Annotated in this window: 14 protein-coding genes and 2 tRNA genes; 6 read left to right on the top strand and 10 right to left on the bottom strand. The window is 43.1% G+C overall.

Going from position 1 to position 16,302, the window contains the following annotated elements; genetic code table 11:
• Window positions 1-17: 17 nt before the first annotated feature.
• From ACQKCG_RS03680 to ACQKCG_RS03665, 4 genes are all read left to right on the top strand, one after another.
• Entirely contained in the window at window positions 18-698 is a 681-nt protein-coding gene (locus ACQKCG_RS03680; RefSeq protein WP_101205141.1) for a 50S ribosomal protein L25/general stress protein Ctc, read from the top strand.
• Window positions 699-874: 176 nt separating this feature from the next.
• Window positions 875-1,456 (top strand): aminoacyl-tRNA hydrolase, encoded by a 582-nt coding sequence (gene pth / locus ACQKCG_RS03675; protein WP_101205142.1) that lies wholly within the window; start codon window positions 875-877, stop codon window positions 1,454-1,456.
• A 100-nt stretch (window positions 1,457-1,556) separates the two neighbouring features.
• On the top strand, window positions 1,557-1,937 hold the full coding sequence (gene panD / locus ACQKCG_RS03670) for an aspartate 1-decarboxylase (RefSeq protein ID WP_010196068.1): 381 nt from the start codon (window positions 1,557-1,559) through the stop codon (window positions 1,935-1,937).
• Window positions 1,938-2,125: 188 nt separating this feature from the next.
• On the top strand, window positions 2,126-3,151 hold the full coding sequence (locus tag ACQKCG_RS03665; RefSeq protein ID WP_101205143.1) for a calcium/sodium antiporter: 1,026 nt from the start codon (window positions 2,126-2,128) through the stop codon (window positions 3,149-3,151).
• A 79-nt stretch (window positions 3,152-3,230) separates the two neighbouring features.
• On the opposite strand, the gene ACQKCG_RS03660 is transcribed toward ACQKCG_RS03665, so the two are convergent.
• The 3 genes from ACQKCG_RS03660 to ACQKCG_RS03650 all read right to left on the bottom strand — a co-directional run bounded on the left by ACQKCG_RS03660 (window position 3,231) and on the right by ACQKCG_RS03650 (window position 4,507).
• Window positions 3,231-3,893, bottom strand: a complete 663-nt coding sequence (locus ACQKCG_RS03660; RefSeq protein ID WP_101205144.1) for an RDD family protein — start codon at window positions 3,891-3,893, stop codon at window positions 3,231-3,233.
• 266 nt (window positions 3,894-4,159) lie between these two features.
• A tRNA-Arg gene (locus tag ACQKCG_RS03655) sits at window positions 4,160-4,236 on the bottom strand.
• A 181-nt stretch (window positions 4,237-4,417) separates the two neighbouring features.
• A tRNA-Ser gene (locus ACQKCG_RS03650) sits at window positions 4,418-4,507 on the bottom strand.
• Window positions 4,508-4,900: 393 nt separating this feature from the next.
• On the opposite strand from ACQKCG_RS03650, the gene ACQKCG_RS03645 reads away from it, so the two are divergent.
• A complete protein-coding gene (locus tag ACQKCG_RS03645; RefSeq protein WP_101205145.1) occupies window positions 4,901-5,695 on the top strand; it encodes a hydroxymethylpyrimidine/phosphomethylpyrimidine kinase in 795 nt (264 codons plus the stop codon).
• 107 nt (window positions 5,696-5,802) lie between these two features.
• Here the strand turns inward: ACQKCG_RS03645 and ACQKCG_RS03640 are convergent, their stop codons facing one another.
• The 5 genes from ACQKCG_RS03640 to ppx all read right to left on the bottom strand — a co-directional run bounded on the left by ACQKCG_RS03640 (window position 5,803) and on the right by ppx (window position 11,853).
• On the bottom strand, window positions 5,803-6,372 hold the full coding sequence (locus ACQKCG_RS03640; RefSeq protein ID WP_101205146.1) for a YggT family protein: 570 nt from the start codon (window positions 6,370-6,372) through the stop codon (window positions 5,803-5,805).
• A 119-nt stretch (window positions 6,373-6,491) separates the two neighbouring features.
• On the bottom strand, window positions 6,492-7,325 hold the full coding sequence (gene proC, locus ACQKCG_RS03635; protein ID WP_134292320.1) for a pyrroline-5-carboxylate reductase: 834 nt from the start codon (window positions 7,323-7,325) through the stop codon (window positions 6,492-6,494).
• A gap of 177 nt (window positions 7,326-7,502) precedes the next feature.
• Window positions 7,503-9,083 (bottom strand): tRNA lysidine(34) synthetase TilS, encoded by a 1,581-nt coding sequence (gene tilS, locus ACQKCG_RS03630; protein ID WP_134292319.1) that lies wholly within the window; start codon window positions 9,081-9,083, stop codon window positions 7,503-7,505.
• 223 nt (window positions 9,084-9,306) lie between these two features.
• Complete coding sequence (locus ACQKCG_RS03625; RefSeq protein WP_134292318.1) at window positions 9,307-10,110, bottom strand: acetyl-CoA carboxylase carboxyltransferase subunit alpha; 804 nt, start codon at window positions 10,108-10,110, stop codon at window positions 9,307-9,309.
• 177 nt (window positions 10,111-10,287) lie between these two features.
• Window positions 10,288-11,853, bottom strand: a complete 1,566-nt coding sequence (gene ppx, locus ACQKCG_RS03620; RefSeq protein WP_134292397.1) for an exopolyphosphatase — start codon at window positions 11,851-11,853, stop codon at window positions 10,288-10,290.
• 601 nt (window positions 11,854-12,454) lie between these two features.
• On the opposite strand from ppx, the gene ACQKCG_RS03615 reads away from it, so the two are divergent.
• Entirely contained in the window at window positions 12,455-12,790 is a 336-nt protein-coding gene (locus tag ACQKCG_RS03615; RefSeq protein ID WP_201556086.1) for a DUF962 domain-containing protein, read from the top strand.
• Window positions 12,791-12,915: 125 nt separating this feature from the next.
• On the opposite strand, the gene ACQKCG_RS03610 is transcribed toward ACQKCG_RS03615, so the two are convergent.
• Both ACQKCG_RS03610 and hemL read right to left on the bottom strand, forming a co-directional pair.
• Complete coding sequence (locus tag ACQKCG_RS03610) at window positions 12,916-14,637, bottom strand: AMP-binding protein (protein ID WP_134292316.1); 1,722 nt, start codon at window positions 14,635-14,637, stop codon at window positions 12,916-12,918.
• Between the two features lie 264 nt (window positions 14,638-14,901).
• Window positions 14,902-16,203, bottom strand: coding sequence for a glutamate-1-semialdehyde 2,1-aminomutase (gene hemL, locus ACQKCG_RS03605; RefSeq protein WP_102078705.1), 1,302 nt, complete (start codon window positions 16,201-16,203; stop codon window positions 14,902-14,904).
• Window positions 16,204-16,302 lie beyond the last annotated feature (99 nt).

Here is a 16,302-nt window from a genome sequence, read left to right as displayed (position 1 = left end):
TTTATAGGATTATATCCATGAGCATTAATCATTTTGAACTAAACGCCGTTGATCGTGCTGCTGAACTACAAGGTAAAGGTGCGAGCCGCCGCCTACGTAAGCAGAACCTAGTTCCTGCTATCATCTATGGTGGTAACGAAGAGCCAACAGCTATCTCTATCAAGCTTAACGAACTAGTAAAATCACTAGAATTCGAAGCGTTTTTCTCACACATCTTGACTATCAACGTTGACGGTGAAGAGCATCAAGCAGTTATCAAAGACTTGCAGCGCCATCCAGCTAAAGGCTTCCCAATGCATGCTGATTTCCAGCGCATTGTAAAAGGTCAGAAAATTCACATGAACGTTCCTGTTCATTTCACTGGTCGTGAAGATGCGCCTGGTACTGCTGCTGCTGGTGTACTATCTACTCTAGTATCTGATATCGAAGTTATCTGCTTACCATCACAACTTCCTGAATACCTAGAAGTAGATGTGTCTGGCATGGAAATCGGTGATTTGTTCCGTCTATCAGACATCAAACTTCCTGAAGGCGTTGTTATCCATGAGCTTGAGCTAGAAGACGGTCATGACCGTACTATCGTTAACATGCAGCCACCAACAGTAGAAGAAGTTGATGCTGATGCTGACGTTGATGCTGATGAAGTACCAGCAACTGAGCAAAACGACGGTACTGACGAAAACAAAGACAGCGAGTAATATACTATTTCTAACTAGTGCATTATTTTGTGCTGGTTAGTGATACATTCGTTTAGTCAATAAGACAGCAGGTGATTAAAATCTCCTGCTGTTTTTGTAAGTAAGGTTTGAAAATAAACTGTCTATCAGTACTTCAATCCTTACCCCTATTTATCAAATTCAAGCAGGGTGTTTTTATGGCCATAAAGCTTATTGTCGGTCTTGGTAATCCTGGTCAGCAGTATATGTTTACGCGTCATAATGCAGGATTTTGGTTTGTCCATCATTTGGCTCAGCAGTTTAATATCACGCTCTCCCCTGATAAGAAATTTCATGGAGTGACAGGGCGTGGGCAGATTCATGGATCTGATGTGCGTTTACTTATGCCGCTGACGTTTATGAATAAATCTGGTCAGTCAGTGGTGCCTATGGTAAATTTCTATGGCATCAAAAATGATGAATTGTTGATTGCTCATGATGAGCTCGATATTCCAGCTGGTAGTATCAAACTCAAAACAGACGGTGGACATGGTGGTCACAACGGCCTACGCGATATCACGCCGCATATTGGCAATGATTTTCATCGCCTGCGTGTGGGTATCGGCCATCCTGGTCACAAGTCTAAAGTTAGTGGACACGTTCTCTCTAAAGCATCTCCTGATGAGCAGATTGCGATTGATAGCGCGCTGACAGCTGCTTTTGAGGCGCTCCCATTATTGTTAGATGGTGATGTCGAAAAAGCACGTTCACAAATTAATGGCTTTAAATTACCAGAATAATATAATCATTCAATGATAATGACCTTTTATTTTGGCAGTTTTATCCCCATTAACCTTTTGATTTAGTTAATTAATATCAGTTACGCCAAGGAACTAACCTATGCTACTTAATATGCTTAAATGCAAATTACACCGTGCCCGTGTTACCCACGCCGAGCTTCACTATGAAGGCTCTTGTGGTATCGACGGTGATCTATTAGATCTTGCTGGTCTACGCGAAAATGAATCTATTGATATCTATAACGTGACCAACGGTAAGCGCTTTCGCACCTATGCTATCCGTGCTGAGGCGGGCTCTGGTATTATCTCATTAAATGGTGCTGCGGCTCATATGGCAGATTTGGGCGATATCGTTATCATTTGTGCTTACGCGCATTTTGATGAAGTTGAAGCGTCAACGTATCAGCCAAAACTGGTCTATTGCAACGAAGACAACACAGTAAAAGACACTGCAAATATCATTCCTGTACAAGTTGCTTAATATGACAGGATGGTGAGGTTTTGGTAAATTTAAGATAAAAACAAAGTTACATCTTTGAATTAGCTGCTATTATTACTAAAAATCTCGATGCTAAAGGGAAAGCTGAATCTAAATCAAGATTCGGCTTTTTTTATGCCACTTTTATTTATCAAATTCACATTTTTCATCATATACAAGGAAACATACCGATGTGGTTGGCCGCGCTTGCAATACTGATTGGGTTAGCAATTTTAGTTTGGAGTGCCGATGTCTTTATTGATGGGGCGACAGCACTAGCAAAGAAATTTAGTGTGCCTAGCTTCTTAATTGGTGTCTTAATATTGGGTATAGGCACGTCAGCGCCTGAGATGGTGGTATCAGTACTAGCAGCGATAGAAGGCAGCCCTGAGCTGGCTCTAGGTAACGCTTATGGCTCAAATATCATCAACATCGCATTGGTACTCGGTGCAACCGTATTGATTAGCCCTATTATCATCCGTAGAGGCATCGTAAAGCGCGACTTGCCCTTACTGCTGCTAATTACTGTCATCGCCGCTTGGCAGCTACGTGATGGGACATTGAGCCAAGTTGATGGTATCGTATTGTTGATTTTGTTGGTCGCCGTTTTAGGACTACAGATCATAATGAGTATACGCGAAGGCTATCATGAGCACGAAGACGATATGGTCGTGGCTAATGCTGACTCAGCGCACTCAAATAACTTAGAGCACTTAAATAACTCAGAGAGCTTAGAAAAGCTAGAACCAAGCGTAACGCGTGGTCTTGTGAGTTTAATTATCGGTATGCTGATGCTCGTAGCTAGCTCACGTGCTATCGTTTGGGGTGCTGTCGAGTTAGCAACACTATGGGGGCTCAGTGAGCTCATCATTGGCCTAACGATTGTCGCAGTTGGGACCTCATTACCTGAGCTGGTATCGAGCTTGTCAGCTGCCCGTAAAGGCGAACATGATATGGCGCTCGGCAATATCATCGGCTCTAATATCTTCAATACTTTGGCAGTTGTCGGCTTGGCAACGGTCATTGCTCCTATCGCTGCTGATCCAGTGATTCTGTCGCGTGATGTGATGGCAATGGGAGTCTTGACGATATTGCTAGTGACACTATGCGTGTTTGCCTTTAAAACAAAGCGACAATTCGGTCGTACGTCAGGTGCCACATTGGTACTGTTCTTTATGGGCTACACCGCATGGCTGATTCAAAGCGTTAGTATGTAACTGTTTAAGCTGAATTAATTGATCATTAGTACAACTACATTATTACGTCGATAAGAGTTATTACGTTAATAAAATCAGACTACAGTTTCTTCTTACGATTTTTAAAACCGCGCCATAACCCTTCATGTGTTACTTTTGGCATTTTTAGGGTGATGGTGTTGGACAGCATGTCTTGTACTGCCAGACCGCGAGGGTTGAACAGGCAGAACACATAGTTGAATACCAAACCAAGAAACGCGCTGGCCAATAAGGCGGCGCGTGATCCATCAATAAGACTGCCAATAATGCCGAAAATCAGCGGCATCAAACAAGCGGCCAAAATACGCTTAAACGACTGACCCCACGTTAACCATTGACCTGCATCATTAATCGTTTTTAATCGCCACGTCTGCATACCTAATGTCTGACCACCACGGCGCCAGAATATCCCGTAGAACGCCACGAGCGTCAGTACAAATGATGGCGTCATAATGGCGTTCTGATACCAGAGCGGCAGTGACTGAGCTTGTGAGGATTCAGTACCCGTTTCCATAGTCAACAGCGTACCAACGACGGTTAGTATCGTTCCTACCAAAAATAACAGCGCCAAAATCAGCATACCATCATAGAGAATCGCCACGACACGAATCATGGGCTTAGCGATGGTTGGCTCTTCGTTAGGATCTTGCTGTACAGGCGCACTCGATTGAGGCTTTGATTTACGAGTCGTTTTTGACAGACGTTTAGATGGACTTTTTGACATGGTACAAGCTCATAGCAAGCAGTGAATAGTAACGCTATTGTACCGTAAATGGTGGGGCTATCGTACATTATCCTAAATGACTGTCCGATATCATAGATGGCTCTTTAATATTATTAGTTGGCTATCCAATCATGTTATACACAGGAGATGATCGTAGAATAAATAAGTAGAAGGGTAAAAGCTACAGACATAAAAAAACCGCCAATTGTCATAAGACAGGCGATTATTTTAATGTTTTATCAGCTTAAATTAAGCTATTATGCAAATGGTGCGCCTGGAGAGATTCGAACTCCCGACCCCTTAGTTCGTAGCCAAGTGCTCTATCCAACTGAGCTACAGGCGCGTATTTTGCACTTTATCCACTGCGAAGATAATATCTTTTGCAGTAAATTAGGTTGGTCATTATATAGATAATATCGCTTGTGTCAACATTTTTTTTAATTAGAACAAATTATTTTTTGAATTAATTATTAAAATGTTTAACGCAGTATATTGCGTTATTACTCTAATAACAACTGAATAAATGGCGGTGAAGGAGGGATTCGAACCCTCGATACGCTTACACGTATGGTTCCTTAGCAGGGAACTGGTTTCAGCCACTCACCCACTTCACCTAACGATTCAAGACATTTATAAAAAATCTATAAACATAGTATTGATGCTAACAATACGTCTCATGTCGTGGGCGAGTATTATAACAAAGCCAAAACGAATTGCAAGCGTTGTCTACAGATTTAATGCGGCTTTTATCAAAATTATAGATATAAGTACTTATATTGCATTTTTATAAGGAAAATTGCGACATATCATTGCTAAATATAACGACCAAACTGCTTACTAATATTAGGTCTACTCACTCTACCGTCTTATACCTCATCCATAAGCATAAGCATAAGCATAAGCATAAGCATAAGCATAAGCATAAGCATAAGACTATGATAGATTTTTTAGTAGTAGGTGGCTATAGTATTTGTCACTTACTTTAAAATATCTCAAAAGGAGCTGTTATGCGACCTGTCGTACTGTGTTTTTCAGGATTGGACCCTTCAGGCGGTGCTGGATTACAAGCGGATATCGAGGCCATTGGACAGTCAGGGGCACATGCAGCCATCGCTTGTACGGCGGTCACTATCCAAAGCTCGCAACAGGTGTTTGGCTTTGAGGCTTGTGCGGCATCGTTGGTAAAAGCCCAAGCTACTGCGGTGCTTGATGACTTACCTGTTAGTGCTATCAAATCAGGTATGCTCGGCACCATTGATAATATCGCAATGTTGACCAAACTATTTGCTGATCAAGTTATCGATAATGATACGCCATTTGTCTTAGACCCTGTACTAGTCGCAAATAGCGGTGGTAGCTTGGGCGATGAGAAAACACTGGTTAGCGCCTTTAGACAATTGCTGCCCTACGCCACTTTAATCACTCCAAATACTCATGAGCTACGTGCGCTTAGCGGAGAGCAAGACTTACATGTCGGGGCAAAGAAGCTATGTGCTCAAGGCACTCATGCGGTACTCGTGAAAACCTCACATGATTTTGATAGTGGTGATATCGAGCAGTACTTATATATACAGGGCGAAATGGTGCATAAAAGCACCTTACCGCGCTTAGATGGTGAGTTCCATGGCTCAGGATGTTCACTCGCCAGCTTTATCGCTGGACGCTTGGCAATGGGCGATGCTCTCATCGATGCAGTACAAGCGGCAGATAGTTGGATTACCCAGACATTGCGGGCAGCTGATGCACCGCATCCTTATGATACTCAAGCTCAGCTCATACCAAATCGCTTTGTTCGTTTTTAGCATATTTAACAAGCTATAGTTTACCCAAGTAGCAGACGTAAAAAGGCGCTCTATATTTTTATAGAACGCCTTTTTTATGACAGTTTTCAGATGTAATTCTATTAGGTTTAACCCAACGTTGGCAATACACTCGCAGCCAAGCCACCGATGAATATCTCCAGCAAATAAAATGCTAAGAAAGCAACCATTGGCGATAAGTCTAGCATACCTAAATTCGGCGTAATACGACGAAACGGGGCCAAAATAGGCTCAGCCAAATTAATGATAATGCCAATAATCGGATGCTCAGATCTGGTAAACACCACAATCCAGCTAACGATGATAGAACCAATCACTAGATAGCGACACATGCGTAAAAAGTCTAACAATAAGCTAGTGGTACCCGTAAAGAATAGCGGTACAGGCGCAATACCTTTATGCGTCAATGCGGCCTTTCCAGAGATGTCGATTAGACGAATCAAAAACATCAGCACGATAGCGGCAATGCTAATACGACCCTGCGCGACAGTCGGGAAAATACGCCCGAATACATCGACGATATGCGTCGCTTTATAAGCAGGTGCAATCATCGGATTGCTCGCATCCATCCCTGCAAACTGCAACATAAAACGAATAAACACCAGCATCATAGCGAATGTGGTGACCAAATCAAAAATTTGAAATAACATGTTGTTCATGAAGTGCTACTCAATGTGACATTATTAACAGATTCTAGGATGACAAATGTCATTATCAGATGCTGATGATTACATAAGGTGTGACGTCAGTGGTGACTCACAGCACACCTTGTCAGTGTTTACTTATTCATCTCTTCACTTAAAGCTTGGCTACGATCATAGCAAGCTTGCATGGCCTCGCTGATTTGACGACCAATCTCATTGGCTTGCATTGACTCAACCGCTGCTTGAGTAGTACCGTTCGGTGAAGTGACTTTACGGCGTAGCTCAGCTGGTGCATCATCACTGTTCATCGCCATTTTTGCAGCACCTAACATGGTCTGCATAGCAAGCGCTGAGGCTTGTTCTTTATCCAGCCCTAATGCAACTGCCCCATCGACCATCGATTCGATGAAGTAAAACATATACGCTGGCGCTGAACCTGATACGGCTGTGACCGCATGCATATGCTCTTCGTCATCGACCCACATGACCAAACCTGAGGCTTCCATAACGGCCGTTGCTAGCTGCTTCTGTTCTGCTGAGATATTGTCTGTACCGTAGAGGCCAGTCGCACCCATCTGAATCATAGAAGGCGTGTTTGGCATTGCACGGACGATATTGCTATAGCCGCCTAGCATATTTGATAAAAGATCAGTCGATAAGCCTGCCGCCACTGAAATGACCAACTGATTATCTAGCACATCTGCAAAAGCACCAACGACCACCTTCATCATTTGTGGTTTGACTGCAAGTACCACGATATCCGCACCGATCACAGCAGATTTTGGATCAGCCATTGGATCAACAGTATTTAGACCTTTGGCGGCTAATTGCTCACGTGCATCGCTGCTAGGATCGGCGACCGTGATGAGATTTGGTTTGATGCCGCAACCCACAAGCCCGCTAATGAGCGCTTGTGCCATGTTTCCGCCACCAATAAAACTGATTTTTTTATTATCTAATACCGACATACTTGTCTCCTAGTCACAAAATTCAAAGGTATTCAACTTAACATACTGATATGTAAAACGACACTCAGTTTATCATACTGCCACTATTACCGTTTGATAAATTCAAAATGTCACACCTGACATCAACCTGATAAAAATCAATGAGTCAGCCAACGGATATTAAACTTTTGACACTTCCTATTTTAGACTAAGCTCACTTCTGATGTACTCAGCAAATTGCTTACTTTTAGCATCGCTATCGGTATCTTTATCCGTCTGCTCAGAACTCAAAAGCCAACTCTCAAATGGCGACGCTAGTAATAAAGGAATATTAGTTTGTATATCACTTCCATCTTCAGATTTTTTTATAAAATTAATACTAACTACCATTAAGCTTTTTCGTAGCCATAATGGAATCCCAATCGTCTGATACAGTTTTTTGCCTGCTTGTGGGCGCGCAGCCATCTCAGTCTTTAGCCGTTGCTTTCGATCTAGCGGCGCTATTTTTAACGTTGCCTGCTGTGCTACACCGTCCGTACTATTTTCTAATAACCTTAACAGCGCATCTCCCATCACTCGTAATTGCCAAATGTAGTCATTACTGCTGCACAAGGTGACTAATTCGAAGCTATTATCAGCTGAATTATTCTTAGACAAACTCAGGCTAGATAGTGGCAGCACCTGCTCGCTAAGTGGTAGCTTCAGCCAAGACAGCCATTCGCTGCTCATACGATAGAGCTGCTGACGATAGCGCCGAATGGTATAAGATGCTTTACGACCTTGCCAAAACAGTTCTGTTTGATGATCTTGGTCATCACGTTGGCTTAGAGTTAACACATCATCGACAAGTTGCTTAGCAGGTGGTAACGGCTCATCTTGACCCAACCAATAGTGCAATAGTTGCCGCTGACGATACATGGGTAGCTTTTGCAACGCATCGATATTTAGTACGCGCTGTGCGGATGAAAATTGCAGGTCTGTATGTTCTGTCTGCTGCATATCCTGCATAGCTTGAGCATTGATTGTTTCCTGTGCCTCACTTAATAGCTGCACACTGCGAGCAATATTGTCAATGACATTGGGGTTGTATGTAGCCAGTATTGGCATGATATCGCGGCGTAGCCCACTACGTACGTTGTCGCCACTGTCATTGGTAGGATCATCTATATAAGGCAGTTGTAGACGCTTAGCGTAGGCGCTAATATTGGCTCGTCGTATCGTGAGCCAAGGTCGCCACAGGATATTACGCTGTGCGCCCTGCGTTTGCACTCGCCATGGCTGCATGCCTGAGAGGCCATTGACTCCAGCGCCTTGGATTAGTCGCATTAATACCGTTTCGGCTTGGTCATCAGCATGATGCGCTAATAGCAATACATCGTCTTGGTTGATATGAGCTCGCATAATATTATAGCGTGCTTGTCGCGCAGCTTGCTCATCATGTCCGTTCACTTGTGCCTGTAAAATGCAACAAGGTATCTGCTGCGCTTGCGCCCAATTGGCAACATGCTTGGCCCAGTACTGACTATCCGACTGTAAGCCATGATCGACATGTAACAGCTGCGGCAGACATGGCAATTTACCTTGTCGATAGAGCTGTACACACAGCGCCGCAAGTGCCAATGAATCACGCCCACCACTACAGGCTAGCCAAAGACGACGACCATGCAACTGATCACTATACTCAGACATACTGCTCACTAATGCGGTTGCTAGTGTCTTATCAACTGGCAAATCGGCAATTGATTTAATAGGATGTGAGATGATTGCGCTGCTGGTCATATTCAGCCTTAGACATTAAGTGATAATATATTTATTAATGTGCGGATTTGTGAGCACCTACGTTGATTAATACATTGCGTTAAGTGCTTTATATAGTAACAGCCATAAAAAAACGCGCCATTAAATGACACGTTTTTATTTTAGCATTAAGACTGAGACTCTAATATGAAAAACCTATTATTGAATAATAGCGACTTAACAATAATAGAGCCATAACAACCAATTAAGCAGGCAACATTACCTCTGAGTTAAAAGACTTTAGCTTTTCATAACGTAGCTCACAACGCTCTTCAGGATCTAAATCTTTAATCTCATCAAGCTGCTCAGTAATCAATGCTTTTAAGGCATTCATTACAGGTTGTGGCTGCACATGTGCGCCTTCGCCCTCTTCGATAACAGCGTCAATCAAACCCATTTGGTAAAGGTTGATTGCATTTAATTTCAATGCTTCACTAGCATCTTGTGCTTTTTCAGCGGTTTTCCAAAGGATAGAAGCACAGCCTTCTGGCGAAATCACTGAGTAAATACTGTTTTGTAGCATGTTTACTTTGTCACCAACGCCAATCGCTAATGCTCCGCCTGAGCCACCTTCACCAATGATAGTCACAATCACAGGCACTTTCAGACTAGAGAACACAGCGATGCTTTCTGCAATCGCTTGTGCTTGTCCGCGCTCTTCTGCACCGATACCAGGATACGCGCCTTGGGTATCGACAAAGGTCATCACAGGGATATTAAAGCGCTCAGCCATTTTGACCAAACGAATCACTTTGCGATAACCTTCAGGATTGGCCATACCGAAGTTATGAGCAATACGCTCGCGAGTACTGCGACCACGATGCTGACCGATTACCATCACAGGCTGACCGTCAAAACGCGCAAGACCACCAAGTATGGCTTTGTCATCGGCAAAAGCACGGTCGCCATGCAACTCATCAAATTCGGTAAACAGCTGATTAACATAGTCCATAAATAATGGACGCTTGGCGTGTCGTGCAAGCTGCACACTATCCCAGACAGTGCTCATAGACGCTTCCCTTTAATAATTATACTTAATGTATTTATGTTTAAGAATAATATCGTTATCCGTGTTCAGATAATGAAAGTACAGTTGTAAACTCAATAGGAGCTATAGTAGCACATCTTAAATAGCATGACATTATCGACAACGCCGCTTTTGTTACGTTAATCTTTAACTCAATACTTACAATGGTAACTGCTCAACCTCTGGAGTCTCGGCCTCTTGGGCTTCAATCACACTAAGCTGTACGCCCCACTTAGCAAACTGGTCAATCTCAGTACGCAAATCTGCGAGCAAGAAAGCATAATGTTCACTGCTATCCGCCAAGGTAATTTGCCAACTGTTTTCAGCGACTACCTTTAGTTCTAGCTCTGGTAGCGCATAATCACTGCGGCTATGATGTGCCAGTACGGCGAGGCGTAACAGTAAACAGAGATAAACCAGCTGATCGCCACCAATCTGACAAGTCTGCTCTAGCATATCGGCTTTGAGCTTGCGGCGATGGTTCAGCATCAGCTGCGCCATGCGTTTTTGATCGACTTGCGAAAATCCTGGAATATCAGAGTATTCAAGCAAATACGCGCTATGCTTGTGATAGCTACTGTGACTGATTGCCAGTCCTATCTCATGCAAGAAAGCAGCACGTCTGAGCAAGTCGCAATCATCATTGGACAGCGCAAGCTTGTCTTTTACTTGCTCAAATAAATGGCGGCTGGTTTTTACCACTTGTTTGGCTTGCTTTTTGTCCCCTGAATAACGCTTGATTAACGCCAACACACTGCGATCACGCACATCTTCGCTAGCAAAGCGGCCAAGCATGTCGTACATCACGCCTTCACGCAAGGCACCATCTGAGTAGGTAATGGTCTCAACGCCCAACACTTTCATCACCGCACGCAGCACTGCCACACCAGCAGGGAATACCGCTTTACGATGGTCTTTGACACCTTCTAACTCGATATCATCAATATTGCCAATCTTAATCAGCAATTTCTCTAATTTTTTGACACCTTTATAGGTAATGCGTTCTTGCTCATCGGCCCAACCTTTTGATACTAGGACATTACGCACCGCTTTGATTGTACCGCTTGAGCCAACCACGCTACTCCAGCCTGTCTTTTGATAGCGACCATTAATCGCTAAGACTTCTTTACGTGCACCTGAAATCGCACTATTAAAAGCTTCTTTAGTAATCAGGCCGTCAGCGAAGAATTTTTGGGTAAAAGAAACACAGCCCATTTGTAAGCTTTCAGTCAGTAATGGATCGAAATTTTGACCAATAATAAACTCTGTCGAACCGCCGCCAATATCCATAACCAAGCGTTTATCACTACTCTCGTTGGTATGCGAGACGCCCAAATAAATCAATCGCGCCTCTTCGCGGCCCGCGATAATCTCAATAGGTTTTGGCAGGATTTTATTAGCACGGGAAATAAAGTCGTTGGCGTTTTTGGCTTGACGCAACGCATTGGTCGCCACCACACGTATACGCTCTGGCGGTACTGAATCCAAGCGCGCCACAAAGCGGCTTAAACAATCAAGACCACGCTGTTCAGCAGCTGCGCTTAGAATATTATTTTCGTCCAGACCGGCGGCGAGCTGTACCTTTTCAGACATCGAGACTACTTTTCGCACTTCCCCATGGTCAAGACGAGCAATAGCTAAATGGAAACTGTTGGAGCCAATATCGATGGCTGCCATCATTTCATCATCGCCAATTGGCGGATTCGTAAGGTAGTCAATAGGCATAGGACAAGTCGTCACCGTGTTAGTAGAGAGTGGATAGTTTACCAAAATCACGTGCTATATAGTTATAAAATCACATGTATAGAAAAAAGTCATAACCACAAAAATCAGGGCAATTTTATCATTAAAGCATTGGTGGTGTATCAAAAAGTATGCTAGCGATAAAAGTCAATAAGAAATCTATGCTAAGTTCCCTGATTCTATAGGGCTTTAAAGGCTTCAAAAATTGTTCGAATTTTAATCAGCATACTTTTTGATACACCACCAAAGCATTTATGCCAAACACTCGCAAGCGATGCAAAAATGTAGTGGGAACATCGGAGACCACCCTATGAGCTGACAGGTATCGGCTCAGCATCTAGCGCTTGTGTTACTCATATCGGTTTGCTACATTGAAAGCTATCAATATCATGATAAAAAACCGTTATTTACAGAATTTTTATCCGTATCACTTACTTCAAAAGTCACCAGTTAATCGGTTAAAAATCATCCGCAATTAGTAATTATCAACCTCACCAGCAAGGAAGCTAGCCACATGAATCAGACCACCACAAAAGACGCTACCCAAAATACTGAGACCCCTATCAGTAGCGCTAAAAAAGACATGGTAAAAACTGAAAACTCGCCCAAACAGGCATTTTATGATTTTTATTTAGATGAGCATCAAAATATCGCCTGTCGTCGCCTACATTTTGCAGGTAGTAGCTTTGGCTTATTAGGACTGGCAAAGTCTGTCAAAACTGGCTCAACCAAACCTTTGGTAAAGGGCATTGCCGCCGGATATGCCTGTGCATGGGTTGGACACTTTTTCTTTGAAAAGAACAAACCCGCTTCTTTTAAGTTTCCATTGAAAAGCTTTGTTAGCGACTTTCGTATGTATAGCGATGTGCTACGAGGCAATCTGAGCTTGAGAGATCGTAAGTTTGATAAAGCACGATAAAGTTTAGTCATTATATAAATTAAATGACAAAAAAACTGGGCTACTATTTTTAGCAGCCCAGTTTTTAATTATATTGATAGCTTCGTTGATGTCATCTTGTTTTCATAAGCGAAATGACACATTTTTTATCGTAAGGATTTGCGTAATATTTTGCCAACAGCAGTCTTAGGTAGCTCATCGATAAACTCATAGGACTGTGGACGCTTATAACCAGTTAAACGCTTGCTCGCAAAGTCTTGTAGCTCTTCTACGGTGAGATTCGCATCTTTTTTGACCACAAATGCTTTTGGTACTTCTCCGCTATAGTCGTCTGCTACCCCGATTACAGCGACTTCTAGCACCTTAGGATGTTCAGTCAATGAAGCCTCTACTTCATTGGGATATACGTTAAACCCTGACACCAATATCATGTCCTTTTTACGGTCGACGAGTGTCAAAAACCCCTCATCATTCATAACGCCAATATCACCTGATCTAAAGTAGCCATTTGGGGTAAAAGTATCTGCATTGTCTCGCTGCCAATAACCGCGCATGACCTGAGGCCCTTTGATACAGACCTCACCCTTTGTACCTGTTGGGCACGTATTCCCATTCTCATCAATGATATGGATATCTGTCAAAGCAAGCGGCAGTCCAACGCTGCCATTGAACTCTGTAATGCCAGACGGATTGAAAGAAATAACAGGCGCCGTCTCAGACATTCCATAGCCTTCGCTAATAATCATACCTGTCACTTGCTGCCATTGATCAGAGACCGCTTTAATAATCGCTGTGCCGCCACCGATAGATAAGGCTAAACGACTAAAATCTAGACTAGCGAATTTTGGATGATGCAGCATGCCAATGAATAATGTATTCACTGAAGGGATAATATGAGGTCCGTGCTGTTCAATGGTATTCACTAAACCATCGATATCACGTGGATTAGTGACCAATATATCTTCCCAGCCGCCATAAAGACCTAGCAAGCCGCAGACCGTAAACGAAAAAATATGATAAAGCGGTAAGGGATTAAGTATTTTAATCTGCTCGCTACGATTGGCTTCAATCGTTTTACCAAACATCGCGTAGCACTGGCAGACATTTGCCATGACATTATAATGAGTGAGCATAGCGCCTTTTGGCTTGCCAGTCGTACCACCTGTATATTGCAGTAGGGCCAAATCTTCACGTTCAATCGTAACGGCTTTAAACGCTTTTGCATCATAGGCTTGCATAATATAGGCAAACATTATGTTGTGCTGTGATGACTCATTTGATGATTCGGAGGAAGCATGTGTTTGTTCATCTGTGTCCGCAGGTTGTTCTGAGCCAATCTGACTGAGCAAGGCAATGTCGTTATCAGCAATGCTAGGATCAATGGAACATCTGACCACCCATTTTAACTGCGCTTTGACTGTGTCATCTAATTGCTCATAAGCAGTGCTCATACCATCTAGCACAATTAGACCACATGCTTGAGCATCAGTGAGCTGATGTGCCAATTCATATTGGGTATACATGGGATTAACATTGACCAATACCACACCTGCACGTAGGCAACCCAACAGTACCACGGCATACTGCAGTATATTTGGCAGTTGTACCGCAATACGATCACCCTTCTCGACACCTTGCGCTTGTAAAAAAGTAGCAAAACGTCGACTGGCAATATCTAGCTGCCTAAAAGTGAGCGACGCCGCACCCATACTAAAAGCTAGAAATTCACTATGCTGTTCGATCTTTGGTTGCAGTAAGTCAATTAGGTTGTGCTTACCTTCCAATACATCCAAATGATTGTCTAGGCCGTATTGGTCGTAAGTGGCTTGCCATAGTGGCGCGGTATTGCTAGAAGTACTGGTACTCATTCGTTTGCATCCTTGCTTAATTGGCTGGGTTTACCTCAGAATATCATAACTTATTGTCTGTTTTTCGGATGCGCAGGCAAGAACTGTATAAGCATCAGTCACGCTAATGTCTATACAAACAATCTTCAAAAATACTTTATATTATTCCCAACATGATTATAAATAAGATATCGATAAACAAAAAAACCAGCAAAGATCACGGGATGACCTTGCTGGTTTTTTAAACTTTAACTTTTTAGTTAGCTAATAACTTACATGGCTAAACTATGCTTTTGCCATTTCTGCAAATATCTCATCAGCTGCTTTGATTGACGCATCAATGTCTTCATCGCTATGTTTGATAGACATAAAGCCTGCTTCATAAGCTGAGGGTGCCAAGTAAATACCACGATCTAGCATACCGTGGAAGAAAGTATTAAATACGTCCATATCGCACTCTGTCACGTCATCGAAATTCTCTGGTGTTTCAGTTGCGCTGTCTTTAACAAAGAACATGCCAAACATGCCGCCAAGCTTATTGGTACGTAGATGAATACCATGTTTGTCAGCTGCTGCTTGGAAACCGTCTACTAGGTGATCAACTTTCGCTGCTAATTCGTCATAAAAACCGTCTGCCGTTAAGTCTTCAAACATAGCGATACCAGCGCGCATCGCTAGTGGATTGCCTGATAACGTGCCAGCTTGATAGACGCCGCCAAGTGGCGCGATGCAAGACATGACTTCTTTTTTACCACCAAAAGCACCAACGGGTAAGCCAGCACCGATGATTTTACCGAAACAGGTCAAGTCTGGGTCAATACCAAAATGGGCTTGCGCGCCGCCAAGACCAACGCGAAAGCCTGTCATGACTTCATCAAAAATCAATACTGCGCTATTGGCAGTACATTCTGTACGCAACGTATCATGAAACTCTTGTGTCGGGATAACCATGTTCATGTTGCCAGCGATAGGCTCTAAGATAACGCAGGCAATCTCTTCACCCCATTTCTCAAAACAATCTTTAATCGCTTGCGGATCATTATAAGGAATCGTAATAGTATGCTTAGCAAAATCTGCTGGCACACCTTTTGACGTTGGCTCACCAATATCTAGCATGCCAGAGCCTGCTTTTACTAGCAGGCTGTCTGAATGTCCATGGTAGCAGCCTTCAAACTTCACGATTTTGTCACGCTGAGTATAACCACGTGCTAAGCGGATCGCGCTCATGGTCGCTTCTGTACCAGAGCTAGTCATACGAACCATCTCAACGCTAGGCACGATTTCACAAATCTTGTCAGCAACGGTGGTTTCAAACGGTGTTGGTGTACCAAAGCTTAGACCATCATCAGCCGCTTTTTTCACCGCATCGATGACTTTTGGATGCGCATGACCCAAAATCATTGGGCCCCAAGAACCGACATAATCGATATAAGCATTGTCTTCGGTGTCATAAATTTTGCTACCATTGGCACGGTGCATAAAGATTGGCGTACCACCAACTCCTGCAAAGGCGCGGACTGGCGAGTTAACACCACCTGGGATATGTTTACGTGCTTGTGCAAAGAGCTGTTCGTTTTTAGTACTCATAATTATTCTCTACTTATAGCGACATTTATAACGACAATGTTTTGTGATTGAGCGTCTATTTTATATTTGTTTATTATTGAATCTTTCAAGAAGTTTTTA

This window comes from Psychrobacter sp. NPDC078929, assembly GCF_050267985.1.
Classification (GTDB): Bacteria; Pseudomonadota; Gammaproteobacteria; order Pseudomonadales; family Moraxellaceae; genus Psychrobacter.
Note: the sequence above shows the minus strand (reverse complement) of the source record. Positions and strands in the feature narration are given on the sequence as shown.